This is a genomic window from Mogibacterium diversum, from assembly GCF_002998925.1.
GTDB classification, from domain to species: Bacteria; Bacillota; Clostridia; order Peptostreptococcales; family Anaerovoracaceae; genus Mogibacterium; species Mogibacterium diversum.
The window spans coordinates 481,683-506,477 of record NZ_CP027228.1; the positions used below are offsets into that span (position 1 = coordinate 481,683).

Consider the following 24,795-nt stretch of genomic DNA (forward strand, 5'->3'; position numbering starts at 1 on the left):
TTAATTTATAATGGAAGAGGTTCTGCATAATGTAACACATAGAGATATACCTATCATGAATTATATTTTTGAAATCATATTACTTGCAATAATTGTAATTGTGCCGATAATAGTTATCTGGCATCGAGGCAATCTTGCACAATCTGGCCAGAAAAGAGCCGGTATAAGAGGCGAGAAGTTCACTAGTAAGCTGATACGAGAAACTCTGCGTAATGACGACACTCTACTCTGTAACGTAAGTATTTCCTTTAATGACTAACAATAAACTAAATTCTCAAACGCGAGAGAAGATTATAGAACTACTATCTTAGATCAAAGCTGTATTAACAATGTTATATGAAAGAGGCATATTAATATATGAAAAAAATATACTTATTAGGGCTGGTAATAACATTAATTATGATATTGTGCTCTGGATGTATACTGCCTGATGGTAAACCATTAACCACTGAGAGTGTAACGGAGAAGGCCGAAGAGCGTTACGGTGCAGGTAAGGTAAAAGTTAAACAGCTTGATAGGAAGACTTGGGAAATTTCGCCTACTGATTATCCTGATATCAAGTACACCATTAAGCAGAAAATTGGTCATGGAGGTGTAATTCCAGTCCCTGCATATACGGATGATGATAATAGAATGGAAATATTAGGTAAAATTGTCCTGCATAAGTTTTTCAGCCGAAAAGAGATAAAAAATATAGAATTCTCGGATTCAATAATTAAGTATAAATGCAATGTAAAAAGTGATCAGGATGTTGAAGCTCTGTGTTCTAAGCTGCAGGCAATGTGCGAATACATGAATGAACACTATAGTTCTGTCGTTAAGGATGCATATGTTTTGGCTTATTTCAAGGAGCCACGGGGAGCTGTTCCAGCTGTTGCCAAATATAAAAAACCAGCTATGCGAGATAAAATTAGCAAGTCTAAAATTATTTCGTATTTAGACTCTAAGTATGGTAGTGGAACTTACACATTCAGAAAAGTTCCATCAGATGAAGTTTCGCATGAAGGTGAAGTAGAGGTAAAACTGAATGCTTATCCGGATATGCCTTTCTACCTTGCAACCAGTACTAAGCAGGGTAAGCGAGGTCAGCTGACAGACACACTTTACATAGATATGATATATAATTTGGCATCTAAGTTTCCAGCGAGTGAATATGATTCTTCAAGCTATTTAGAAGTAGAAGGAGAAGAGAATCTTGATGGAGAAAGATACTATGGAGTTCTTCTAAGGCGTTACTTTAATTGGGGTGATGAGACAGGTGTTATCGAAAATATGCAGGTGATCCGAAAGGCTCTAAGGTCGTATTTGGATCAGTATCCGGTAGTTAATTATTCGGATTATCCTGAGAACAAGCATGTGGTGAAAACACCTATTTGTATGAAGATATCTGTACAGTTTTAATTTATAAGTAATATTATTAAGGAGGATATATATGGGTTTTGATATTAGCTATCATCCTATGAGCAGAACTCAGATGGAGGAGTGGTACTTTGCTCCGCTCAAGGCTCTTAGAGATGGAGATGAGAGTGTTCTAAATGCTTTAATGGAATCACAAGGAGAGGAATTCTTTCACGAAAAGTTTGTTGATCACATGAAATACTTCACATCGATAGATGAAGGAGAGCCATCGGAAAAGGGACTTCTATACGGATTACCTATAATCGGTGGATTCTTCCGCGACTATCAATATGTACGCGGTGCTGCTTTTTCGTTTGTAATAGAAAGACATCCCGAGATGGATAGATACCGCACCCCTTGGTCTGAAGTGCTACCTTCGTGGCTTCCTGCTCCTAGCAACGACTTGATTGAGGAGAATTACTCTGCAGGTATATTCATTGGTCCTGATCACGTAAAGGAGCTACTAAGAGATATAGAAAGTGATGAAGCTGTCCGCAGCATTGTTACAGAATCATTTGGACCGGACAACCTGGGGGTATTTCAGTTTGCTTTACAAGATGCTGCAAATACAGATAGTGGTCTTATCGAAGCAACCGAGGTAATGGAGGTTCAGCCATTTGACTTAAATAAATCAACTTGCTATTCAGATATACGATTTTGCGATCCTCGAGGCGCTCTTATATACCGTGAGGTGGCTTTAGCACAGGTTAGAGAAGCGACTGGTATGAGCGATGATGAAATAGCTGAGAATGTCGTATACAAGAAGACTGATCATGAGATACCAGAAGAGAGTGCTCCTAAGCCAGAGAAGAAGAAGGGGTTTCTATCAAAATTGTTCGGGAAGAAATAGTATGCTGGACAAATAATTCAATTTGAATAAAAGACTATGCACTCGTTGAGAGATTGACGTTACTAGTGTTATCATACATGAGTAACGTCAATTTAAATTATATGAAGGTACAAAGGTGTAAGAGATGAAAAAATACTGTCTGCCAGTGCTGATGCTGGTAACATTTGAGACGATAGCAGTGACGCTATGGCTCGCTAAGGACAACCTGTTTTATCTTCTCAATTTCAGCTATATCGGTATTTCTATATTCATTGGGCAGATGTTATTTATATGTAGGTATAAACATGCAAGGCGTATTGTGCAGCTACTCATCGGACTATATATGCTCATCTATCTTGGACTCATAAACAACGAGAACATGCAAATAGAAGGCTTCTGGTACTACTTGTTCACCGGCGTCTTCGAGGCAGCTACGATTCACTATGCTGTGGCGAAAATCTTTGGACCACTTATATTCGGTAGAGGCTGGTGCGGTTATGCGTGCTGGACCGCAATGGTGTTAGACTTCTTGCCATACAAAGTGCCATCTGGACCTAGAAAGAAAATAGGTTGGATTAGATACACTACATTTGTAGCAGCGTTTTTCTTCGTATCGGCTTTATTCCTAGCTAAAGTAGGTAATATCGAACGAATAATGTTCTTTGCCTTTATAATTGGCAATGCGTTATATTACGCAGTTGGAATAGGTATGGCGTTTGCATTTAAGGATAACCGAGCATTTTGCAAATACGTCTGTCCGATAACAGTATTCATGAAACCGATGAGCTACTACTCACTAGTCCGAATCAAGTGTGATACTGATAAGTGCATATCATGTGGTAAATGCAAGAAGGTTTGCCCGATGGATGTCGAGATGACGGACAATTCCAGAAAAAGGGCGAATGGTACAGAGTGCATACTCTGCACTGAGTGCGTTAAGGTGTGCCCTGTTAATGCGCTTAAATAAGTAAGAATTAAAAAAAGAACTTAATGATATAGCCCTTGAAATTATACGACTACAGGGCTATTTTTTATTATGAAAGCATGAATATAGTGTTAATGCATCACAAGAATAGATATCTCATGATAATAGGAGTATAAAGCATGTTTAGAATATTAATTGTGGAGGATGATAAAAACATCAGTTCAATCATAAGCGAAGAACTTTCCCAGTGGGGATACGAGACTCGTGGAATTGATAACTTTAATGATGTATATGATGATTTTAAAGAGTTTGAGCCAGATTTAGTTCTAATGGATATTACGCTTCCTCAGTATAACGGGTTTTATTGGACGCAAAGGATAAGACAAGAATCTAATGTTCCTATAATTTTCATTTCATCTCATTCAGAATCGATGGATATGATTCAAGCGATTCAGTTTGGGGCGGATGATTATATTATAAAGCCTATTGATATTGCAGTTACCAGGGCTAAGATACAGGCTGTACTGAGAAGAGCTTATGATTACACGGTGGATTCCGAAAAGATAACTTATGGAGAACTGACTTTAAATCTGTCTGCCGCACTGCTTGAAGGTAAGGACGTCACAGTTGAACTAACTAGAACAGAGCTACTGATACTTGAAAGTTTGTTTAATATGAAAGGACAGATAGCCAAGAGAGAAGATATAATTAATCACTGCTGGCAAGGTGATGACTTCATAGATGACAATACACTTGCGGTAAATATGACGAGGCTAAGAAAAAAGTTAAACGGGATTGGCTTTGAAGATTTAATTCAAACAAAAAAGGGTATTGGGTATTTCTTAAGGTAGAGAGAATATGAGAAAAGTAAGCGATTTTTTAAAAAATGAATATAAGATCATCGTAACAGTGCTATACACAACAGGTGTGTTTGGGATTGTCTTTTCGTTTGCAAATTTTAATCGAGAATACTTTTGGCTTGGAGTAAAAGTTGTTGCTTTTATTAGTGCGATATTCCTTTTTATCGAATGGACAAACTATACAAGACAAGAAAATTACAAGATAACATCGAAGGAGCTTGAAATAGAAAACAGAAGGCTATTAAATCAAGCCACCATTGATAGGCGAGAACTTGAAGAATATTTCTTATTATGGGTTCATCAGATAAAGACACCTATAACAGTTTCAAATTTAATATTACAAAAGGGCGAGTTTGAAGATAAGAATAAACTTAAAGAGCAGATGTTCTATATCGAAGAATATACTAATATGGCTATAAACTATCTGAAACTCATGGATAGGGATGCAGATATGGATATTACATCTATTAGCCTAGATTCTCTAATTAGAAGTCTACTTAAGAAGTATTCGATGCTGTTCATTGAGAAACACATATCCTTAGATTACAATCATATTTCAGCTAATGTTATTTCAGATACAAAATGGCTATCGATATTGATAGAACAGATTTTAGCAAATGCGATTAAATACACCGAATCAGGAACTATACAGATAACTTTTGAAGAGGATTCAAACACACTTAAAATCCGTGATACTGGAATTGGAATACGCTCAGAGGATCTAAGTAAAATATTTGACCGAGGTTATTCTGGATTTAATGGAAGAATTAATGAAAAATCTAGCGGTCTCGGTTTATATCTAGTCAAAACTATTGCGAATGTAATTAACGTCAAAGTAAATGTTCAGTCGACATTGAATGTCGGGAGTGTGTTCTCGATTAGATTTCCTTCGAACTAATCTTTCAGAATTGTAAGGTTGTTATAATCGATTGTCATATTAGATAAATGCAGCGATTGATTACGATATGTAAAATTAGAGCATAAAGAAAAAAGGAGTGACTAAAGATATGGCAATCTTAGAATTAAAAGACGTAAAGAAAACGTATAAAACTAGAAAAGTGACAACAGAGGCTCTAAAGGGCGTAAATTTCTCGGTCGATAGTGGCGAATTCATTTCCATAATGGGTGAATCAGGTGCAGGAAAAACTACGCTGCTAAATATAATTGCAACTCTCGATAGAGCAACCTCAGGATCAGTAATTTTAAATGGACAAGATACAAGTCTCCTTAAGGACAGCGAGATATCCGATTTTCGTAGAAGAGAATTAGGCTTCGTATTCCAAGACTTTAACTTGCTAGATCAATTCAATAATAGGGATAATATATTTCTTCCACTTGTTCTATCTAATGAAAAAGAAGCCGTTATGAAGGACAGACTAAGTAAACTCAAATCCGCTCTTGGAATCGGCGAGCTTCTTGAAAAATACCCTTATGAAGTCTCAGGAGGTCAGAAGCAAAGAATCGCAGTTGCTAGGGGAGTAATAACTAATCCCGCACTTCTTCTTGCTGACGAGCCGACTGGCGCACTAGACTCGCAGTCGTCGGAGAGCCTCCTTAAGATGTTTTGCAAGATAAATGAAGCTGGACAGACCATCATCATGGTTACTCATTCACTGAGGGCATCATCTTATGCAAAAAGGGTACTTTTTATAAAGGACGGCATCGTTTATCACGAAATCTATCGAGGTGAGAACGAAAGGCAAGAGGCGTTCATGGAGCGCATTAATCAGGCTCAATTCATGCTGAATCGAGGTGATAACTAATGAAGTTTTCGATGGCAAGAAAGTTTGCTTTTCAAAATTTAAAGGCAAACAGAATTTTGGAGATACCATTTGTATTATCATCTGGAATTATGCTGATGCTTTTCAACATCATGATCTCACTTATCAACAATAAGTATGTTCAGACGAGACATAAAACTCTTCCCGAACTTATCACTATGGGAGCTGTGGTAGTTGGAATTTTTACGATTATCTTCGTAATGTACACGACTAATTTTTTACTAAAAAAGCGCAATAAAGAGTTTGCTTTATATGCAATTCTTGGCCTTGAGAAGAAGCACATTCGTAAAATCATAAGCATTGAGTTCTTCGTATTATTCTCAATCATAGCGATACTCGGAATGGTTGGTGGATACATTTTTGGACAGATTTCATTTTTGGGACTCAATAGATTAATGCATGATGTAACGGGCAGAATCATGGATTATCCATTCAGTATAACTGCGATGATTGTATGCTCTATTACGATGCTTGGCTTATATTTCATAACTATTGCAAGAAGCAGTTATAGAATATATATGACGACACCAGTGCAGCTGCTAGGAAAACAACATAGTGGCGAAGGTGAACCAAAATCAAGATTTGTTTTAACAATTATAGGATTAGCAGCTCTATGCGGCGGATATGGAATTGCCCTAACAACAGAAGGAACGCTATCCGCACTGGTTAATTTCTTCATCGCATCACTACTGGTTATAGCGGCTACATATCTATTATTCATCTCATTTTCAATTATTATATTGAAGATGCAGAGAAGAAGAAAAAGTTACTTTAAGCCAGAGAAGTTTCTCGGTGTCAGTGGTCTACTTTATAGGATGAAGAGCAATGCAGTATCTCTCGCAAGTATAGCTGTTATGAGTGTTGGTATTATTATCACGCTATCAGCTACGGCAACTATCTATTCTAATATTCAGAAAAATGGAGATAGCTTTATCGCATTTTCAAGAGATTACATTCTAACAAGTGATACTGCTGTATATGAGAATAACTTCAAAGATATTCAGAAAAATCTTGAAAACAGAGTGAGTCAGACTGTTACAGGTAAAGCGAAGATAAAGGACTCTTTTATAGAGCTCAGCATGAATCCTGCTGTAGCTAAAAAAGGAAATTCAATTGAGACATATACGAGAGATGCGAAAACTTCGCCGTATTTCATGTTCACATATGACCTTGCTAGTTATAATAAAAAGCTAAACAAAAATATTTCTCTTAAAGATGACGAAGTGCTAATGACTTCTAATAGAAAAGGTGCTCTCAATATGAGTAGCCTTAAAATCGGTGACCGCACCTTTAAAGTGAGAGAAATTGATAATAAAATCCTCTCTAGTGCAAATGTAGATAGTTATGCACTTGTTGTAAAAGATCTATCTACTATGCAGTATATAGCTTCCGTGCTGAAGACGTATAATATCCAGAATAAAACCATGGAAAATTCTTCAATAAAGTGCAGCATAGAATGGAATGTGTCTGGGATAAATAAGAATTCGTATGATAGAAGCCTAAGTAAGCTAAAGAATGATAATGGATATACACTTGAGAGTAGAGTAGAGGTACTAAAGGGTTTATACGAACTAAACGGCGGATTCCTATTTCTTGGAGTACTTATCGGTATAATCTTCTTAACTGGAACTATCCTCGTAATCTACTATAAGCAAATAAGTGAAGGGTATGAAGACCGAGAAAAGTATCAGATCATGAAGAAAATAGGACTTAATGATGATCTGATTAAAAAAACTGGAGCTTCTCAGATTGTATGGATGTTATACGCACCGCTTATGGTAGCGATTGTACACTGTATGGTGGCATCTAAGATCGTATATCAACTTTTAAAGATGTTCGGAGTAAACCAATTTACGCAGTATGGAACATACTTCGGCTTGGTAATCGGTGTATTCTTCGTGATATATTTCGTGATATTTAAGATGACGTCACGCACATACTATAAGATAGTAAAATAATTTTGAAAGATTAATACTGATGAAAACCTCTCTATTTGAAATAGGGAGGTTTTTATGTTGCGATTATCACTTGATAGAAATTACTAACTGCATTAGAATATATGGAGTTAAAACAAGTTAGGAGCAATAAATGAATTACAATGAGTCAAGAGTATATCTGGATGAACTATCCAGATACGGAAGTGTACTTGGCCTGGACAGTATGCGCGAGCTACTCCACAGACTGGGTGATCCACAAGACGGGCTAAAGTTTATTCATGTCGCTGGCACCAATGGCAAAGGGTCGATTCTCTCGTATCTATCCAGTATCTTAATTCAAGCAGGATATACCACGGGGTGCTACTTCTCTCCGTGGCTTTTTGAATACGGCGAGCAGTTTCAGGTGAATGGGGTTCATATCGCAGATGATGAGCTCGCACGCCATACTACAGAGATAGCCGAAGCGATTAGCAGCATGGTGGTAGATGGGCTTAATTCACCGACGCTATTCGAAGCTGAAACGGCTCTTGCTATGCTATATTTCAAGAGCAGAGGATGCGATTTCGTAGTGCTAGAGACAGGTCTAGGCGGCAGGGAGGATGCGACGAATGTCGTTGGTACAACCCTGGTTGAAGTGATAACACCAATTTCTAAGGACCACATGGCATTTCTTGGAGAGACTATTAGGGAAATCGCTGGTGAGAAAGCTGGTATAATCAAGCCTGATACCATAGTAGTAAGTGCTAAGCAGCATGCTGATGCTGAAGAAGTGCTAGCTGCTAAGTGCGCTGAACTCGGATCTGAGCTTAGAGTGGTTGATGAAGCTGCTATTGAACCGATTTCATATGGAATAGGAGAACAACGCTTTAATTACGGCTCCTGGGCGGACGTGACCATATCGCTTGCGGGAACGCACCAATTCAGCAATGCCTCGCTCGCTCTACTTGCGGTTGAGGCTTTAAGAGATAAGGACGTCATTATACCAGATGAAGCGATATACGATGGACTCAGAGCTGCAAGGTGGGTTGGACGATTTACGGAACTAGCAAAGGACCCAACGGTAATCATCGACGGTGCACATAACGAGGGTGCAGCTATGGCACTTGAATCGTCAATTCGCCAGTATTTTGGGGATAAGAAAGTTATACTGGTTATAGGTGTATTTAAAGACAAGGAGTACGATAAGTTGCTCTCGCACTTAGTACCGTTATCAAAGCAGGTTATAACTGTTGAGACGCCAAATAACGACAGAGCTATGCCAGCAATTGCGCTTGCACAAAAGGCGCTCTCTTATTCTAAGCATGTCGAGGCATCGGATAGCATTTATCAGGGGATTGATAAAGCGTATGAATACGCTAGTAAGGATGATGTGATACTAGTGTGTGGGTCACTATCTTTCCTAGGGGATGTAAAAAGGATTATAGAAACAAGGGGTACGAACAATGGATAGAGAAAAAATCATGGAAGGTGTAAAGTTAATACTCGATGGAATTGGCGAGGATGTAACAAGAGAGGGTTTGCTCGAAACACCTGAGCGTGTAGCCAAAATGTATGAAGAGTTAGCAGGTGGATACACTGATTCTGCTAGCACACACCTAGCGAAACGATTCGATGTTGAGAACAACGACATAGTTCTCGAGAAGGACATTGAATTCTACTCACTATGCGAACATCACATGCTACCGTTCTATGGACGCGTGGCTATCGCATATATACCTAATGGAGAGGTCATTGGACTAAGCAAGATGGCTAGAACTGTTGAGGTATTTGCCAAGAGACTGCAGCTTCAGGAGAGAATGACAGCGCAGATAGCTGATGCATTCATGGAGGAGTTAAATCCAAAGGGTGTTATGGTTATGATTGAGGCTGAACATATGTGTATGACTATGCGCGGAATCAAGAAACCAGGAACCAAGACAGTTACGGTTATGGCGCGCGGAAGCTTCGAGAACGACGAATGCCTACAAAATACATTCTTTAGAATGTTAGAGCATAGGTAGTAGATTAAATGGCTTATTCTGTAAAAAGTATGAACACGATTGATGTAGCTTTTCCGCATGAGAGAGGGTTTATAGACCGCTTTCAGGATATTTATCATGACGAACTTTGGCTGATTTGTATGGAAGAGATAGAAGCCGCTGAAAGTGGCAGAATTTACTGTAGGCATGATTTTACTCATCTGATGGATGTGGCTCGTATAGCGTATATTCTTTCGGTTGAAGAGGCTTTATGTATACAGAAGGATGTCATCTACGCTGCAGCACTACTTCACGATATTGGACGAAGTAAGGAGTATACTGATGGTATTCCTCATGACGAAGCGGGCGCTAGTATAGCAGAGGAAATTTTAAAGAGGTCATCATACAGCGAAAAGGAGCGAGAAGCGATAATTACTGCAGTTCGAGATCATCGAGGTCATTATGTACCAGAAGAGGCTAGCGGATTAATAGAGAGACTATCATACGTAATTAAACGTGCGGATAAGGAGTCGCGTCTATGCTTGAGCTGTGATGCACGCGATACCTGTAAGTGGCCTAATGATAAGAAGAATATGAACATCAAGTACTAATTGGGTTAATAGTGTAATTCCACAATAGTTATGTGGAAAGGATAAGGAATAAAATGAAAATTGGAAATAAAAACTTTGATTTAAAAAACGACTGTTATATCATGGGAATTCTTAACTTCACTCCCGATTCATTTTCTGACGGAGGCAAGTGGAACGACATGGATAGTGCGCTGCGTCACGTTGAAGAGATGATTCATGAAGGTGCTGCAATTATTGATATCGGCGGTGAGTCGACTAGACCTGGACACATTCAGATTACGGAGCAGGAAGAGATCGAGAGAATCGTGCCTGTAATAAGAGCTGTCAAAGAGCATTTTGATGTTCCGGTATCTATCGATAGTTACAAGGGCTCAGTTGTTCTGGCTGCTCTTGAATGCGGAGCTGATATGGTTAATGATATATGGGGATTTAAGTATGATGAGAAGGTAGCTGAGGCAGTAGCAAAGTATGATGTCCCAGTTTGCCTCATGCACAATAGAAATAATACCGAATACACTGATTTTGTTAAAGAGTGGTTAGATGATATGCGTGGTTGTATCGATATCGCTAAGGCTCACGGCGTAAGCATGGACAAGATTGTAATGGATCCTGGATTTGGTTTTGGTAAGAAACCCGAACACAATCTTATAGCTATGCATCACCTAGACAAGATGAAGGGGTTAGAGCTACCGATTCTGCTCGGAACTTCTAGAAAGTCTACTCTCGGGCTGATTCTTGACCTTCCTGTTGAAGAGAGAGTTGAGGCAACAGTTGCAACTACTGTTTACGGTGTGGCTAAGGGTGCGTCTATATTTAGAGTTCATGATGTTAAAGAGAATTATCGTGCGATGAAGACTATGCAGGCAATTCTCAGGGAGCATATCTAGGATAGGTTTACAAATACTACTTGCTGACCGATAATTTTCAAAGCTTGAACGTACGCGAGGAGACGGAAAATGTACGATGAGATTAAAATAACTGACCTTGAAGTCTTTGCAAATCATGGGGTTTTACCTGAAGAGAATACTTTAGGGCAGAAGTTCGTATTTACAATAAAGCTATATATGGATACTAGAATTACAGGGAAGACTGATCAGCTAGAGGACTCGATTAACTATGGTGATGTAGCATCATTTGTCACCGAATACACTAAAACTCATACCGTGAAGCTTCTTGAAACTGCTGCTGAAGAGTTAGCTGAGGCAATGCTGCTCCGATATGATATGGCGAAGGGTGTCTCTGTTGAGATTAAGAAGCCATGGGCTCCGATTGGGCTCCCTCTTAGAGAGGCTTCTGTCAAGATTGAGCGCTTCTGGCACAATGCTTACATAGCTATCGGATCAAATATGGGTGACAAAAAGGCATACCTTGACTTCGGAGTTAAGAGTATAGTAGAAATCGAAGGGTGCAGAGTTAATAAAGTATCTGAATATATTAAAACAGAGCCTTATGGTGGTGTTGAGCAGGATGATTTCTTAAATGGAGCGCTGCAAGTTGATACACTACTATCTCCTAAAGAGCTCCTTAGCGAGCTACAGCGAATTGAACTTGAGGCACATCGCGAGAGGAAGGTGCACTGGGGGCCAAGGACGCTGGATCTCGATATCATCATGTATGATGACTATATAGTGGAGGAAGAGAACCTTACTATTCCTCATATCGAGATGCATAAGCGAGACTTTGTGCTAGTTCCATTAGCTCAGATTGCACCTCATCTCCGTCATCCTGCACTTAACAAGACAGTAATGCAGCTACTTGAAGAGCTTAAAGGATAAAAGCTAAGCTAATTAAATATTTTTCACATATTCTAAGAAAGTCGGTGTTATACTCATGGACTTTCTTTTTTTATTTCAATATATTTAAAATATAAGAGGGTATCTTGTAACGTTTTAGATTAAGCAGAGTCATATATATAGAAACGCAAATACTAAAGGAGGATATGATGGATTTAGACCAGCTATATCGTGAATATTTCACCTCGGTCTATAGATACATTTTCTCTATGTGTAAAGACTCCTTGCTTGCCGAAGAGATTACACAGGAGACGTTCTTTAGAGCGCTCAAAAAACTTGATTCATTCCGCGGAGAAGCGAGTGCCAGGGTGTGGCTTTGTCAAATTGCTAAGAATATCTATTTCTCTTATCTCAATAAGAATAATCGCCTCTGTGAGTTTAAATTCGATGAATCAGATAACCTTGTGGATGAAAGTGTTGAGAGCGCTATCCTAAGCAAGGAACAGTCAGCGGAATTAAGAGCCGCAATCCATGCTTTAGAGGAACCCTATAAAGAAGTTTTTATGCTTAGAGTTTATGCCGACTTATCATTTAGTGACATAGGGACACTGTTTGGTAAATCTGATGGATGGGCGCGCGTTACTTACCACAGAAGTCGTTTAAAGATAATGGATAGTTTGGAGGTCTTAAAATGAAGATAAGCTGTGATGTGATTAGAGACTTACTACCTTTATATGTCGAAGATATGCTGTCTAATGATAGCAAGAATTTAGTTGATGAACATATAGAACAATGTGAAAGCTGTAGGGATGAGCTAAAAAAACTATCAGGAGATGAAGTACATAGCTGTGCAGTTAACCAAATTGAAAATAAAAGTATCTATGATTCCCTTAATAAAATACGGAAGAGGATAAGCTTTAAGATACAGATAACAGTTTTGATATCGGTCATATTTACAGCGATCGTAGCTGTAGGTGCTTGGGATTACTACGATAATCACAGGATTTATATGCCATACAAAGAGGCGAAAATAAAGTGGGTAAAAGATAGTATGCAAACTAGTGAGAAGTATCGAGACGTTAATCAGGTAATCTCAACTGACGGAAAATCACTAATTATAGTTTTGAATCGAACACATAGAACTAGTAACGATAGCAGTTATTCTGACCGAGTAATTTGGAAAGGACCAAATCGGGAATATTCGTATGAAGATAAGAATGGTGAAGAAAAGTTAGCTGATATAGAGGAAGTTTATTATATGTCATCAGATGCATGGGAGAGGTATAAGGAAAGAGAGGTTCTTATTTACACCATACCACAAGATGAATTTAATCTTGAAAGATATAAAAGGGAGTTTAATGTAGTTAAACGTAAATCGAAGCTGATATGGACTAAAAGTAATGGGTTTATAGGCTAGCAGTTCATAACATAACAGTTATGATACTTATGTGTATATATCAATTATACAAATGAATCCTCCTATTGTAATATCTAGTTGTAAGCAGTGTTTTGTTTTTAACAAGTGCTTATAAATGGATGATTTATGGTAAATGTTGGGGGATTGAGTATGAAAATTTTAGGAATTTCTCTAGGAACAAAGAACGGTAATAATGACACTATGTGTCGCGTTGCACTTGAAGAGGCAAAGGAGATGGGGTGCGATATAGAGTTTATCCATCTATTTGACTGGAACATCAAGCCATGTACTGGATGTGTCGCTTGTTCAAGAGCTCTCGTAATGGGCAAGGGGATGGTCTGTTCGCAGAAGGACGACTTTGCAGCGCTATATGAGAAGATGACCGATTCAGACGGAATACTAGTTGTAGACCCAATATTTGAGTCAGGTGGTACAGGTATGTTCCATAATCTAATGGATAGAATGGGGCCTGGTCATGATACTGGTTTAATGCTCGGATGTCAGGCTAAGATGATGGAACAGGGCAAGGAGCCACTACCAATGAAGTATTTTAAGCAGAGAGCGATTTCATTCCTCGGAATCGGCGGATCTGACTGGGCTGTGCGTACTGAGACTGATCACGCAATGCTGGCTATGAGCCCTGGCTGGAAGGTTGTGGATAACGATTACTTCTCTTGGTCAAAGGATGTTCTCATGCAGGATGACAAGGTTGCTCGCGTGAAGGAAATTGGAAGGAATCTGGTTGAAGCTGCGAAGGACATCGCGGAGAGAAATCTCATGATTATGGATCCAGAAAACGATAAGCTTGACTATTTCAAGGGACACAAGGGTGCATGTCCTCACTGTCATGGAAACAACTTCTATATCCACCCAGATACCAACGAAGCTGAATGCGAGCTTTGTGGACTTAAGGGTGAGCTCGTTATGATGGACGGAGCATTACGACTCAAGTTCGATCCAGCTACACTTCATCATGCTCACGATATTCTATCTGGAAAAGCATTACATGGTCAGGATATCTTTGAGAACGAAGGTAGACTCATGAACCTGTTTAAGGATGAGACTTTCAAAGCGAGGAAGGCACATTATACATCAGTTTGTGAGCCAACTCCATCGCCTTCAAAATAATAGCTGATAAAGGCGATATGCCAAGCCGTATAACCAACACAATATTCAGATAAGGGTGCCTATGGGTACCCTTATTATTTTGCATAAACTTCTAAATCTTAATATCAGCTTAAGCATTACAATATAGTAGTGATAGTGTATAATTTAGGGACGTGAATTTTGATAATATATATCTGCATATACAGGAGTAAAAGAGATTAATGAGTATTTTAACTGTTTCAAACGTTTCACATGGATTCGGTGATAGAGCAATTCTTGAGGATGTTTCATTTAGGCTTCTTCCAGGAGAGCATGTCGGTTTAATCGGTGCCAATGGTGAAGGAAAGTCTACTTTTATGAATATAATAACTGGCAGTTTACAGCCAGATGAGGGCAAGATTGAGTGGTCAAAGAATGTACGTGTTGGTTATCTTGATCAGCATTCTGTACTCAAGAAGGGCATGACGATTGAAAACGTTTTAGCTAGTGCTTTTGACTATCTATATGATATGGAATCACGTATCACCGATCTGTATATGTCTATGGCTGATGTGGATGAAGAAACTATGAATTCTTATATGGAGGAAGCTGGCACACTTCAGGAACTCCTGACTGCGCATGATTTCTATATGATCGATGCCAAAGTGAGTGAGGTCGCACGTGCGCTAGGGTTAACTGATCTTGGGCTAGACCGCGATGTGTCAGAGCTTTCAGGCGGTCAGCGTACGAAGGTTCTTCTTGGTAAGCTTTTACTAGAGAAGCCTGAGATTTTACTTCTCGATGAGCCGACCAACTACCTCGACGAGGAACATATCGCCTGGCTGACTAGATACCTACAGGATTACGAAAACGCATTTATCCTAATCTCTCATGAGATTCCATTTCTAAATAGCGTAATCAATACAATTTATCACATGTATGAAAAGCAGCTTAACAGATATGTCGGCGACTACGATCATTTCCTTGAAGTCTTTGAGATGCAGAAGGCTCAGAGGGAGGCTGCATATAACAGGCAGCAACAGGAGATTGCAGAGCTTCAGGATTTCGTAAATAGAAATAAAGCCAGGGTTGCCACTAGAAATATGGCGATGTCACGTAAGAAGAAACTCGATAACATGGAGCTTATTGAGAAAATTGTCGAGAAGCCTAAGCCAGAGTTTCACTTTGAGTACTCCAAGGCGCCTGGAAAGTTTATTTTCACGACTAAGGATTTAGTTATCGGATATGATGAACCTTTATCCTCTCCGCTTAATATTTCACTCGAGAGGGGAAGCAGGGTGGTTCTCACAGGTGCTAATGGAATTGGTAAGACGACACTCCTTAAGAGCCTACTCGGGCTTATCAGTCCACTTTCTGGAACTTCGGAAAGGGGATTCGGTCTTGAAATCGGCTACTTTGCGCAGGAAGACGGATCTGATGATGACAATACCTGTATTGAGGCTGTGTGGAAAGAATTTCCGTCATATACACAAGCGGAAGTGCGTGCGGCTCTTGCAAAATGCGGTCTGATGACTAAGCATATCGAGAGCAAGGTTAAAGTGCTGTCTGGAGGAGAGCAGGCAAAGGTTAGGCTGTGCAAAATTCTAAATCGACCTTCTAACTTGCTAGTGCTCGACGAGCCTACTAACCATTTAGATGTAGATGCTAAAGACGAGTTAAAGAGAGCGCTTAACGAATATAAGGGTAGCATCTTGATGGTTTGTCACGATCCGTTCTTCTATGAGGATTTAGCTACAGAGATATGGGACTGTACCGAGTGGACTACAAAAGTATTTTAAGAGAGGTGTAAAATGATCAAGATTTACGGTATGATTACTTGTCCAGATTGTTCTTATCTAATGGACCAAATCGCTGGTCTTAAAGATAAATATGAGTATGTAGAGATAGGTGAACACGTGCTCAAGATGAAGGAATTTCTTAGACTGCGAGATTCAGATGAAAATGTAGAAATCTTTAAAGATGTAAAAGAAGCGGGAGGTGTTGGAATTCCTTGCTTTGTATTAGAAAATGGACGTATATCTCTTAATCCAAGTGATGCAGGGCTTGAAGCAAATCCGAGATAAGATAGGGCATAATAGCTCTCACAAAATATGAAATTTTAGACTGTTTGTGATATATTATTAGTATACTTATAGCTTATTTGCAGCATTTCGAGGAGATTTACATGAATTCATTTAAAACCAAATTACCGGGACTAATCGTATGCCTTGCGATTGCCATACCAGCCTGGTTACTTGGTAAATTCGTACCGGTTGTTGGCGGACCGGTTTTTTCAATTCTTCTAGGTATGGTTATTACTCTTTTTTGGACTGATAAAGGCAGATTTGGTCAGGGGATAAAGTTTACTTCAAAGTATATCCTGCAGATGGCAGTTGTGTTATTAGGGTTTGGACTTAATTTAGGGGTCATACTCGATACTGGTGCCCAGTCACTGCCGATTATTGTATGCACAATTTCGACATCCCTTGTACTAGCATACATGATGCATAAGATTATGAAGGTAGATGTAAATTCAGCTACACTTGTAGGAGTCGGTTCATCTATATGTGGAGGATCTGCAATTGCAGCAACAGCGCCTGTAATTGATGCTACTGATGATGAGGTAGCGCAGTCAATCTCGGTTATATTCTTCTTTAATGTTATTGCAGCGCTGATATTTCCAATATTTGGCCATATGATTGGAATGAGCACGACTAGCGGGGATGCATTTGGAATTTTTGCTGGAACTGCTGTAAATGACACATCTTCGGTTACAGCAGCTGCGTCTACGTGGGACAGTATGTGGCACCTTGGAACTCAGTCGCTCGATAAAGCCGTAACAGTTAAGCTCACAAGAACACTAGCGATAATTCCAATTACACTAGTACTTGCAGTATATACAGCGAAAAAGAAAAGTAACACTTGTGGCAAAGCCGAAAGTGAAAATTCATTTAGCCTAAAGCGCGCATTTCCGATGTTTGTACTTTACTTTATAGTTGCTTCCTTGATAACGACTATAGTTGTATCAGCTGGAGTAGATGCAAGGGTTTTCGAACCACTTAAGACACTCAGCAAATTTCTTATAGTCATGGCCATGGGAGCAATAGGTCTAAATAGCAACGTAGTGAAGCTTATAAAGACAGGAGGAAAACCGCTTGTTCTTGGGGCAATTTGCTGGGCAGGCATTACGATAGTGAGTCTTATTCTTCAGCATGTATTGGGACTCTGGTAGAGATATTTAGATATTTTTCATAAGTATGCATATACAAATTTCAAATCATAATGATTGACGATAGCCTGAACGTTAACAGGGAGTTGTATTCTCTGTTGACTGATCAGGCTTTTTATTTACTGTAAGTAACAATAATCTAGTATGCGTCACAATGTGGCGTGACAATAGGATTGTAATATTTAGTTAAATTGTGGAAAAGTTGTAATAAATTTAAATAAATTATGTGTAGATTTTTTATTGATATGATGTTAAAATTTTTCATGGGTTAGTTTAAGCGAACTAACTTGGTTTTCTTATATTAACCCAGCAGTATTATTTAACACGCTTTTGCATTGCATGTATTTATTCATTAAGGAGGAATAAGTAGATGAAGAAAAATTGGTCGAAGAAGCTTCTTACCGCAGCCTTAACGTCCAGTATGTTGTTCAGCATGGGTGCCGCTAACTCTTTTGCGGTTACAGGTGACCAGGTTGCTAAGGACAAAGTATATACGGGCTCCGGTAGAGTAACTGAGGATCCGCATTCTATATGGAGTGGTTACGATATCAGTCTTAAGATGGAAGTAAAAGATGGAGTTATCAAGTCTATAGAGTGCACTCCCGCTGCAAATATGGATCGAATGAACAGAGGATATGTGGATTTAACAAGAATGCAGCTAGGAACACTTGTTGGTAAGCCAGCTACGTTAAGTTCTGTTAACGGGTTAGTTGATTCTAATACTGGTGCGACATATTCACTCAAGGGAGCGAAGAGGATCGCTGTTAAGATGATGCAGGATGCCGAAGCTAAGGAGAGCGGAACCACACCTGTAAATCCTGGTAACAATGAGAATCCAAACCCTAATCCAAATCCTGGAAATAATAACCCAACACCAGGAAATAACACAGATCCAAAGACAGGCATAGATGCGATAGCCGATAATGATTATATATACGGCAAGATCAACCTAGCATATGCTGATTTCTACTATGGTGAGCTTAACAATATAAGGAATGGAATTCAGAGTATGGATCTGAATGCTGAAGATAAGGCTGCAAGCATGAGGGGTGCAGGGCAGTACGATGCAGTGACAAGTGCTACAAAGGTAAAGTCAAAGAGATTCCCAACTACTTACTTTGAGGAAAAGGAAAACGGCGTTGAAATCCTTGGCATAAAGGATGCTAATGTTGCAATCAGAAAGAGTCTATATGTTGAGGCGATGAAGGCAATCAAAGAAGGCAAGTCTTCCAACAACCCTCTACTAAACCTTGTCAAGAATTTCAAGGCAAATGAAGATCCTGCAGCTGCTTCCTATGAGTATAAGGTTCTTAATGGTGATGGAACACTATCAGCTACAACCACACAGGAAGTGCTCGATCCTGATGCAAAGGTAACAGTTGAGACTGGACGTGCTTGGGGCCACTACCTAGTAAACGTTGATTCCAAAAAGATTCCTAAGGTTGATGAAATCGAAGGAATTATCGTTAAGACTAGTGATGGTAAGCAGTATGGTATGGAGCATCTTGAAAATATCTGGCTTCGTCCAAACGAGTTCTCGTTCGCCGTAAAGAAGGGTTTCGTTGAGCCACACGGTAATACCGTTGATTATAAGCGTCACGAGGATCTACAGGGTAAGAGAATAACTCAGATTCGCTATCTAGTAAGAGATAAAGCTGATCTTGTTATCAACACTAATGTACTTTGCAAGACACTTCTGGATGAAAAGTATGGAGCTACTATAAATGATGCTGAGTTCAAGGACGGTGTTACTGTAACATCTGATGTTAAGACTCCTCAGGGAAGCAACTATAGGATAGCAGCTATTTACAAGGGTAGAAATACTCTTGAGCAGGGCAAGGACTACACAGTATCCGGTAACAAGATATCCATCAAGGAAACAGACAAAACTGGAATGGGCACATATATAGTTGTTTACGAAGATGAGAACTTTGCTGACATCGAAGCATCTTTCAATTTGAGATCTAAGTACCATGATGGTGAAGTTAAACTAGTAGATAATAAGCTGACACTTCCAGAAGGTCTTTCGCAGGAAGACTATGCATCATCAATCAGCACAGTTCTTATTGATGGAAAGAGAGTTAAAGGCCGTGATTTAATGAAGGCTATCTTTAATGCAGATGGAACAGTTAATTTCGATGGAAAGCTAAAGGGTAAAGACGGTTCTGAGACTCCAATCTTCAAAAAAGGTGCAGCTGGTATCTATACTATCGAACTTAAATCAGATAGACATCCAAGTGTAAAGGAAATGATCATTGCTCCTGGGACTAAGGATGTTGAGGTTAAAAAGATTGATTCTGAACATGCTATTAAGAAAATCTTCCTCGGTTATAACGTTGCTGGATATAATCTAAACGATTATGATTATGAGGCGTATGATATTTCTCTAAGAGATGGTTCAGATAACAAGGTTCAGCCAGAGGCTGGTAAGAAGGTTAAAGTTCAGCTTGAGCTTAAGAAGGTAGATCCTGAAAAGCTTGTTATCCTCCACGATAAGGGAAATAAGCAGCTTGAGGAAATCAAGGACTTCAAGATTATCGATGGAAAGAAGATTGAGTTTGAAGCTGATCATTTCTCGAACTTCTTCTTTGCAAATAAGAAGCCAGCAAACTCATCAGCAATTAATAATGCTTCTGCTCACAGGTCAAATCAAGGCCATGTTGCAAAGGCTACAAAGCATGGAAAGTCAACTAGCAGAGTAGTTAAGACTGGTGACTCAAGCTCAGTAATTTTATACTCACTAAGTATACTTGTTGCTACAATGCTCGCTGCTGTTACAGTTTATGCTAGAAGAAAGAGCAACGAGAAGTAGAGAATACGCTACTAACACTCAAAGTAAATTATAGATGATATGCTTAACTATATTATCTAAACTAAAACAATCCTGGTCATACAGTATTCTGTAGACCAGGATTGTTGTTTGTTCAACTTAATTTTAAATCTAATAGTCGTATCGTTTACGCATTAATGATAAGGAAACGACTGAAATTATAAATGCTACGATTTCTGAAAGTGGATTTGACCACCAGATACCTTCAATTCCCATTATCACAGGTAAGAAAATCACAAACGAAAGCTTAAATATGAAAGTTCTAAGGAACGATATTATCGCTGAAAGCCATCCGTTACTTAGTGCGGTAAAGAATGATGAAGTAAACACATTGATGCCAAGAATCACAAAGCATATAGTGGTGATTCTCATAGCATGAACAGTCATATTCGTTAGCGTAACATCGTAACCGACAAATAAGCTTGAAAGTGGTCTAGCAAATACCTCTCCGACGATCAGCATTACGAATCCTGTGAATGTTAATAGCTTGAAGCTCTTATTAAGTATATTTCGTAATTCACTTGGATTTTTAGCACCATAATGATAACCAATGATAGGAGCACAACCCATAGAGTAACCGATGTAAATCGCTGCAAATATAAATAACACGTACATTAGAACGCCATAAGCAGCAACACCATCAGAGCCTACGTATTTAATAAGCTGTACATTATAAAACATACTTACAAATGAAGAAGTGATGCTCGTAACCATTTCCGAAATTCCGTTGCTACAAGCTTTAAGGATAGGCTTAATTTCAAGTTTACATCTTACGAGACTCAAAAGACTGGAGTTAGGTTTGATGAAGTAAATTATAGGTATAATCGCACCTACAGCTTCGCTAATGCCTGTAGCAATAGCAGCACCTGCAACACCCCAGCCAAAAACATATATAAATAGTGCGTCAAGCACGATATTAGAGAGGCCCGCGATTACAGTGCATAGAAGTCCAAGATGAGGCTTTTCAGCAACGATTAGAAAATCCTGAAAGCAGTTTTGTAGCATGAAGAATACATTAAAGTACATGCTTATTCTTCCATATGTAACGCAGTCACTTATCATGTTAGAGTCAGCACCGAGTGCTAAACATATATTCTCCATAAACACATACGCTAAGATGCATATAAAAATTCCGGCTATCGTGGTAGCGCCTATAAGCACAGAAAAATATTGATTTGCGCGGTCTCTTCGCTGTTCACCGAGAGTCTTAGCTACAAGTGCTGCTCCACCAGTACCAATCATGAATCCTATCGCACCTACAATCATTTCGACTGGCATGACGAGATTTATAGAAGCGAAAGCCGTCTTTCCTACAACATTAGACACAAAAAGACCATCTACTATTCCATAAACTGAAGTGAATACCATCATACCTATAGAAGGAAGGACGAATCTTATCAACTTAAAATAAGTGAAATGGTCTGATAATTGAATTTTGTTACGTTTAATCTTAGTCTCCATATATTTATTTTACATGAGTGTTAATAAATGTAAATACACGCACTCGCTAATCCGCTACATTCCTATGGAACATGAACCGAGAAGCAACATATGAAGAAATAGGGATTATTACAACCGTTCCTATTGCACTGATCATAATTGCAATGAGCTCTTGGGTAAAATCTTTAGAGTTGATTAATGTGCCCCAAGAGTAGAATTTTAGGAAACTAATGCACATAATCATGAACTCTCCTGCAAATATAAAAAATAGTGTATTAACATTAGAGCTTAGTATCTTGCAACCGATGTTCATGCCTGACTCAATGATTTCTGAACGGTTTGCATTCGGATTATGCCTTATAATCTCATAAGTCCCTGAACATATTGCTACGGCAGTATCTATCAATCCACCAATAAGAATAACTATAAAGACTGCTACCTGAACTAATTTCATATTAATTCCGATGTCTTCCTCGTATCCATTTGAAGGTTGTATTTTGACATCACCGACTATTCCAAAACCCTGAAGATGAGCATGTGTTATGATAAAAGCTATAAAAAATGAGGACAGAACAAGAACTATAACAACTGAAATAAATGCAGAAACTGTTTTGATATTGTTCTCATTCTGGTAAAAAACTGTCGTAGCCGTAATTAGAATAACAGCGATGGTCGTTGTAAACACGATGTTGAATCCAAGATAGATGAGTTCTATGAGCACGGCGAATATTGTTACATTAATTGCAGTTGTCATAAGTGATTTGGCAGTTCGATCACCTCCTGCAAGGAGAGAGAGGAGTACGAATACAATGATAAGAACTTTAATCATGTTTAAGCTCCTTTCTAGCTACAAGAGAGGTGACGAATGTTGAGACAAGTATGGCAACAACTATAGAGAGCATTCCAGTAAGTGAACGAACTATATAAAAATATGCGTCGTGGTTTACTACCGTTCTAAAACCTATTTCATTGGACATTGAAATCAAGAATATCGGAAGGGTAGAGGCGATATTCGTTAGAAGAACGACACTTATCATGGTTCCATTTATATCATCTGCAACCTCTCGCACTGACTTAAGAAGCGATTTATTACTGATGTTAGGCGTCCGTTCGATGAGCTCCATGCAAGCTGCTGTAATGGTAACTGATACATCAATTACAGCTCCTAGACAACCGATTATTATCTGAGCTAGGAAAAAATGATTTGCATCTGTAGTTGTGAATGGCTCTGGCAAGAAGTGAAGAAAATCATAATCAATATCGGTATTCCATATCAGAAGCATGACAAGACTAGAGAGTAGCAGGGTAGTTAGTAATGCTGCGGCAAAGGAAAGCATCATCCTATGAGACAATCCGTCTACCACAAGTAGTACGAAGAATGTAAATACCACAGTACCAGCAATTGTCATATAGAGAATATCGACGCCGCGCATATTCATATAGATAATAATACCAAAAAGCGCTATATTACCGAGAATGCATATTGATGTGTAAGCACCTCTTTTTCCGCCAACCGTGATCAGAGCAGAAAGCAAGATTAAGAATATAGCCGCAACCCAGTAGTCTCTTTTAACTCCTGTTATACCTGTGTATTCATCATTAAGAAATACGTAGTCGTGCTTAAAGTATCTCTCGTCGTAAACCTGCGATTTATCGTACTTATTTTTTACATAGATAGTCTTTCCTTTATCACTGCCATTTTCAAGGCGCAGTTCAATAGACTGCTTATTACCATTGTTATGGACAGCAAGGACTTTTGCGACTGGAGATTTATACATCCAGGAATTATTAACGACAAACATAAATAAAATGACCGAACCCACCATCGAGATAGCCATTCTTAGCAAATACTTATTCTTCATAGTTTAATTATAGCGCACCATCAATGCATCTGGTAGAGTTCACTTGTTGTTTGCTTGAGTCAAATGTGAAAATACGTTTAATTTTATTCAAAAAATTCACTAAAATGATATTCAAAAACAAAACTAGTTTGATACAATGTAAATATCATGATTAAGCATAACTATATAGAAAAAGGTGAAGGTGAAGTGCTGATTATGCTTCATGGAAATGGTTTAGATAGCAGCTACTTTTATCACCAGATTAACTATTTTTCAACTAAATATAGGGTTATAGCTGTTGATTCGAGAGGTCACGGGAGGACTCCGCGTGGTGATAAGCCTCTCACAATTTTGCAGTTCTCTGAAGATCTAAGAATCTTTATGGATATGCATGATATTAAGAAAGCGCATATCCTTGGTTTCTCAGATGGAGCAAATGTCGCAATTCGTTTCGCTATAGATCATCCAGAACGTGTTGATAAGCTCATACTTAATGGAGCGAATATCAAGTATAGGGCACTTAGATTTACTGTTCGTATTGGAATTGAACTGCTCGAGCTCATCAATGCTACATTTAGCGTGAGCCTTGAAAAGAGGAGGCTTAGAGCTGAGAGGCTTGAACTAATGAAGAATGAACCGGTAGTAAGTGCAGATGAGCTAAAGGGGATAAAGTCTAAAACGCTTGTTATTGCGGGTACATTTGACTTAATGTATGGAAGTCATACAAAGTTTATTGCTGAGCACATACCCGATGCACAGCTTGAATTTATTCCTGGAAAACATACTGTTGCACGCTGGAACTATAAGAAATTTAATAGGGCTTTAAGTGATTTTTTATCAAAAGATACTACGGTAAAAGATAAAACGAACCATTTATATGATAAATTAGTATAGAAGAGATTAGTGTTAACATAAGTATAGCTTTACATTGGGTGTTATAA

General features: G+C 38.7%; 24 protein-coding genes. 21 read left to right on the forward strand and 3 right to left on the reverse strand.

Going from position 1 to position 24,795, the window contains the following annotated elements; genetic code table 11:
- Positions 1-55 precede the first annotated feature (55 nt).
- The 20 genes from C5Q96_RS02250 (at position 56) to C5Q96_RS02345 (ending at position 20,555) form a co-directional block, all read left to right on the forward strand.
- The gene (locus tag C5Q96_RS02250; RefSeq protein WP_106056804.1) at positions 56-259 is read left to right on the forward strand and encodes a hypothetical protein; all 204 of its coding nucleotides are present in this window, start codon (positions 56-58) and stop codon (positions 257-259) included.
- A 98-nt stretch (positions 260-357) separates the two neighbouring features.
- Positions 358-1,401 carry a hypothetical protein gene (locus C5Q96_RS02255; protein ID WP_106056806.1) on the forward strand — a complete coding sequence of 348 codons (1,044 nt, stop codon included), beginning with the start codon at positions 358-360 and terminating at the stop codon, positions 1,399-1,401.
- 31 nt (positions 1,402-1,432) lie between these two features.
- On the forward strand, positions 1,433-2,248 hold the full coding sequence (locus C5Q96_RS02260; protein WP_106056808.1) for a hypothetical protein: 816 nt from the start codon (positions 1,433-1,435) through the stop codon (positions 2,246-2,248).
- Between the two features lie 124 nt (positions 2,249-2,372).
- On the forward strand, positions 2,373-3,194 hold the full coding sequence (locus tag C5Q96_RS02265; protein WP_106056810.1) for a 4Fe-4S binding protein: 822 nt from the start codon (positions 2,373-2,375) through the stop codon (positions 3,192-3,194).
- 137 nt (positions 3,195-3,331) lie between these two features.
- Positions 3,332-4,003: a response regulator transcription factor gene (locus tag C5Q96_RS02270; RefSeq protein ID WP_106056812.1), complete on the forward strand. Its 672-nt coding sequence runs from the start codon at positions 3,332-3,334 to the stop codon at positions 4,001-4,003.
- Positions 4,004-4,010: 7 nt separating this feature from the next.
- On the forward strand, positions 4,011-4,910 hold the full coding sequence (locus tag C5Q96_RS02275) for a sensor histidine kinase (protein ID WP_106056814.1): 900 nt from the start codon (positions 4,011-4,013) through the stop codon (positions 4,908-4,910).
- A gap of 109 nt (positions 4,911-5,019) precedes the next feature.
- Entirely contained in the window at positions 5,020-5,775 is a 756-nt protein-coding gene (locus C5Q96_RS02280) for an ABC transporter ATP-binding protein (protein ID WP_106056816.1), read from the forward strand.
- A gap of 11 nt (positions 5,776-5,786) precedes the next feature.
- A complete protein-coding gene (locus tag C5Q96_RS02285) occupies positions 5,787-7,751 on the forward strand; it encodes an FtsX-like permease family protein (RefSeq protein WP_330403819.1) in 1,965 nt (654 codons plus the stop codon).
- Positions 7,752-7,881: 130 nt separating this feature from the next.
- Positions 7,882-9,180, forward strand: a complete 1,299-nt coding sequence (locus C5Q96_RS02290; protein ID WP_106056819.1) for a bifunctional folylpolyglutamate synthase/dihydrofolate synthase — start codon at positions 7,882-7,884, stop codon at positions 9,178-9,180.
- A complete protein-coding gene (gene folE, locus C5Q96_RS02295) occupies positions 9,173-9,730 on the forward strand; it encodes a GTP cyclohydrolase I FolE (protein WP_106056821.1) in 558 nt (185 codons plus the stop codon). The genes C5Q96_RS02290 and folE overlap by 8 nt, the downstream gene beginning before the upstream one ends.
- A gap of 8 nt (positions 9,731-9,738) precedes the next feature.
- Complete coding sequence (locus tag C5Q96_RS02300) at positions 9,739-10,299, forward strand: HD domain-containing protein (RefSeq protein ID WP_245905586.1); 561 nt, start codon at positions 9,739-9,741, stop codon at positions 10,297-10,299.
- 53 nt (positions 10,300-10,352) lie between these two features.
- Positions 10,353-11,165 (forward strand): dihydropteroate synthase, encoded by an 813-nt coding sequence (gene folP, locus C5Q96_RS02305; RefSeq protein ID WP_106056823.1) that lies wholly within the window; start codon positions 10,353-10,355, stop codon positions 11,163-11,165.
- A gap of 69 nt (positions 11,166-11,234) precedes the next feature.
- On the forward strand, positions 11,235-12,053 hold the full coding sequence (gene folK, locus C5Q96_RS02310) for a 2-amino-4-hydroxy-6-hydroxymethyldihydropteridine diphosphokinase (RefSeq protein WP_106056825.1): 819 nt from the start codon (positions 11,235-11,237) through the stop codon (positions 12,051-12,053).
- Positions 12,054-12,217: 164 nt separating this feature from the next.
- Complete coding sequence (locus C5Q96_RS02315) at positions 12,218-12,706, forward strand: RNA polymerase sigma factor (RefSeq protein WP_106056827.1); 489 nt, start codon at positions 12,218-12,220, stop codon at positions 12,704-12,706.
- On the forward strand, positions 12,703-13,428 hold the full coding sequence (locus tag C5Q96_RS02320) for a zf-HC2 domain-containing protein (RefSeq protein WP_106056829.1): 726 nt from the start codon (positions 12,703-12,705) through the stop codon (positions 13,426-13,428). The genes C5Q96_RS02315 and C5Q96_RS02320 overlap by 4 nt, the downstream gene beginning before the upstream one ends.
- 150 nt (positions 13,429-13,578) lie before the next feature.
- Positions 13,579-14,556, forward strand: a complete 978-nt coding sequence (locus C5Q96_RS02325; RefSeq protein WP_106056831.1) for a flavodoxin family protein — start codon at positions 13,579-13,581, stop codon at positions 14,554-14,556.
- A 200-nt stretch (positions 14,557-14,756) separates the two neighbouring features.
- Positions 14,757-16,313, forward strand: coding sequence for an ABC-F family ATP-binding cassette domain-containing protein (locus C5Q96_RS02330; RefSeq protein ID WP_106056833.1), 1,557 nt, complete (start codon positions 14,757-14,759; stop codon positions 16,311-16,313).
- A 12-nt stretch (positions 16,314-16,325) separates the two neighbouring features.
- Positions 16,326-16,598: a glutaredoxin-related protein gene (locus C5Q96_RS02335; protein WP_106056835.1), complete on the forward strand. Its 273-nt coding sequence runs from the start codon at positions 16,326-16,328 to the stop codon at positions 16,596-16,598.
- A gap of 101 nt (positions 16,599-16,699) precedes the next feature.
- A complete protein-coding gene (locus C5Q96_RS02340) occupies positions 16,700-17,746 on the forward strand; it encodes a YeiH family protein (protein WP_106056837.1) in 1,047 nt (348 codons plus the stop codon).
- 367 nt (positions 17,747-18,113) lie between these two features.
- Positions 18,114-20,555 carry a hypothetical protein gene (locus C5Q96_RS02345; protein WP_106056838.1) on the forward strand — a complete coding sequence of 814 codons (2,442 nt, stop codon included), beginning with the start codon at positions 18,114-18,116 and terminating at the stop codon, positions 20,553-20,555.
- Positions 20,556-20,684: 129 nt separating this feature from the next.
- Here the strand turns inward: C5Q96_RS02345 and C5Q96_RS02350 are convergent, their stop codons facing one another.
- From C5Q96_RS02350 to C5Q96_RS02360, 3 genes are read right to left on the reverse strand one after another with little or no spacing between them, the layout of a single operon-like run.
- Positions 20,685-22,034, reverse strand: a complete 1,350-nt coding sequence (locus C5Q96_RS02350) for an MATE family efflux transporter (RefSeq protein WP_106056839.1) — start codon at positions 22,032-22,034, stop codon at positions 20,685-20,687.
- A gap of 46 nt (positions 22,035-22,080) precedes the next feature.
- Entirely contained in the window at positions 22,081-22,842 is a 762-nt protein-coding gene (locus C5Q96_RS02355; RefSeq protein WP_106056840.1) for a YibE/F family protein, read from the reverse strand.
- Complete coding sequence (locus C5Q96_RS02360) at positions 22,835-23,875, reverse strand: YibE/F family protein (protein WP_106056841.1); 1,041 nt, start codon at positions 23,873-23,875, stop codon at positions 22,835-22,837. The genes C5Q96_RS02355 and C5Q96_RS02360 overlap by 8 nt, the downstream gene beginning before the upstream one ends.
- Before the next feature lie 147 nt (positions 23,876-24,022).
- Between C5Q96_RS02360 and C5Q96_RS02365 the strand changes: the two genes are divergently transcribed.
- Positions 24,023-24,748, forward strand: coding sequence for an alpha/beta fold hydrolase (locus C5Q96_RS02365; protein WP_106056842.1), 726 nt, complete (start codon positions 24,023-24,025; stop codon positions 24,746-24,748).
- Positions 24,749-24,795: the final 47 nt, after the last annotated feature.

What these genes read in the sequence shown, in the direction of transcription:
- C5Q96_RS02250 (WP_106056804.1), top strand. Translation starts at nt 56, where the DNA reads ATGAATTATATTTTTGAAATCATATTACTTGCAATAATTGTAATTGTG.
- C5Q96_RS02340 (WP_106056837.1), top strand. Translation starts at nt 16,700, where the DNA reads ATGAATTCATTTAAAACCAAATTACCGGGACTAATCGTATGCCTTGCG.
- C5Q96_RS02355 (WP_106056840.1), bottom strand. Translation starts at nt 22,842, where the DNA reads ATGATTAAAGTTCTTATCATTGTATTCGTACTCCTCTCTCTCCTTGCA.
- C5Q96_RS02325 (WP_106056831.1), top strand. Translation starts at nt 13,579, where the DNA reads ATGAAAATTTTAGGAATTTCTCTAGGAACAAAGAACGGTAATAATGAC.
- C5Q96_RS02315 (WP_106056827.1), top strand. Translation starts at nt 12,218, where the DNA reads ATGATGGATTTAGACCAGCTATATCGTGAATATTTCACCTCGGTCTAT.
- C5Q96_RS02345 (WP_106056838.1), top strand. Translation starts at nt 18,114, where the DNA reads ATGAAGAAAAATTGGTCGAAGAAGCTTCTTACCGCAGCCTTAACGTCC.
- C5Q96_RS02290 (WP_106056819.1), top strand. Translation starts at nt 7,882, where the DNA reads ATGAATTACAATGAGTCAAGAGTATATCTGGATGAACTATCCAGATAC.
- C5Q96_RS02300 (WP_245905586.1), top strand. Translation starts at nt 9,739, where the DNA reads ATGGCTTATTCTGTAAAAAGTATGAACACGATTGATGTAGCTTTTCCG.
- C5Q96_RS02360 (WP_106056841.1), bottom strand. Translation starts at nt 23,875, where the DNA reads ATGAAGAATAAGTATTTGCTAAGAATGGCTATCTCGATGGTGGGTTCG.
- C5Q96_RS02270 (WP_106056812.1), top strand. Translation starts at nt 3,332, where the DNA reads ATGTTTAGAATATTAATTGTGGAGGATGATAAAAACATCAGTTCAATC.
- C5Q96_RS02280 (WP_106056816.1), top strand. Translation starts at nt 5,020, where the DNA reads ATGGCAATCTTAGAATTAAAAGACGTAAAGAAAACGTATAAAACTAGA.
- C5Q96_RS02260 (WP_106056808.1), top strand. Translation starts at nt 1,433, where the DNA reads ATGGGTTTTGATATTAGCTATCATCCTATGAGCAGAACTCAGATGGAG.
- C5Q96_RS02265 (WP_106056810.1), top strand. Translation starts at nt 2,373, where the DNA reads ATGAAAAAATACTGTCTGCCAGTGCTGATGCTGGTAACATTTGAGACG.
- C5Q96_RS02275 (WP_106056814.1), top strand. Translation starts at nt 4,011, where the DNA reads ATGAGAAAAGTAAGCGATTTTTTAAAAAATGAATATAAGATCATCGTA.
- folP (WP_106056823.1), top strand. Translation starts at nt 10,353, where the DNA reads ATGAAAATTGGAAATAAAAACTTTGATTTAAAAAACGACTGTTATATC.
- folK (WP_106056825.1), top strand. Translation starts at nt 11,235, where the DNA reads ATGTACGATGAGATTAAAATAACTGACCTTGAAGTCTTTGCAAATCAT.
- C5Q96_RS02350 (WP_106056839.1), bottom strand. Translation starts at nt 22,034, where the DNA reads ATGGAGACTAAGATTAAACGTAACAAAATTCAATTATCAGACCATTTC.
- C5Q96_RS02330 (WP_106056833.1), top strand. Translation starts at nt 14,757, where the DNA reads ATGAGTATTTTAACTGTTTCAAACGTTTCACATGGATTCGGTGATAGA.
- folE (WP_106056821.1), top strand. Translation starts at nt 9,173, where the DNA reads ATGGATAGAGAAAAAATCATGGAAGGTGTAAAGTTAATACTCGATGGA.
- C5Q96_RS02255 (WP_106056806.1), top strand. Translation starts at nt 358, where the DNA reads ATGAAAAAAATATACTTATTAGGGCTGGTAATAACATTAATTATGATA.
- C5Q96_RS02285 (WP_330403819.1), top strand. Translation starts at nt 5,787, where the DNA reads ATGGCAAGAAAGTTTGCTTTTCAAAATTTAAAGGCAAACAGAATTTTG.
- C5Q96_RS02365 (WP_106056842.1), top strand. Translation starts at nt 24,023, where the DNA reads ATGATTAAGCATAACTATATAGAAAAAGGTGAAGGTGAAGTGCTGATT.
- C5Q96_RS02335 (WP_106056835.1), top strand. Translation starts at nt 16,326, where the DNA reads ATGATCAAGATTTACGGTATGATTACTTGTCCAGATTGTTCTTATCTA.
- C5Q96_RS02320 (WP_106056829.1), top strand. Translation starts at nt 12,703, where the DNA reads ATGAAGATAAGCTGTGATGTGATTAGAGACTTACTACCTTTATATGTC.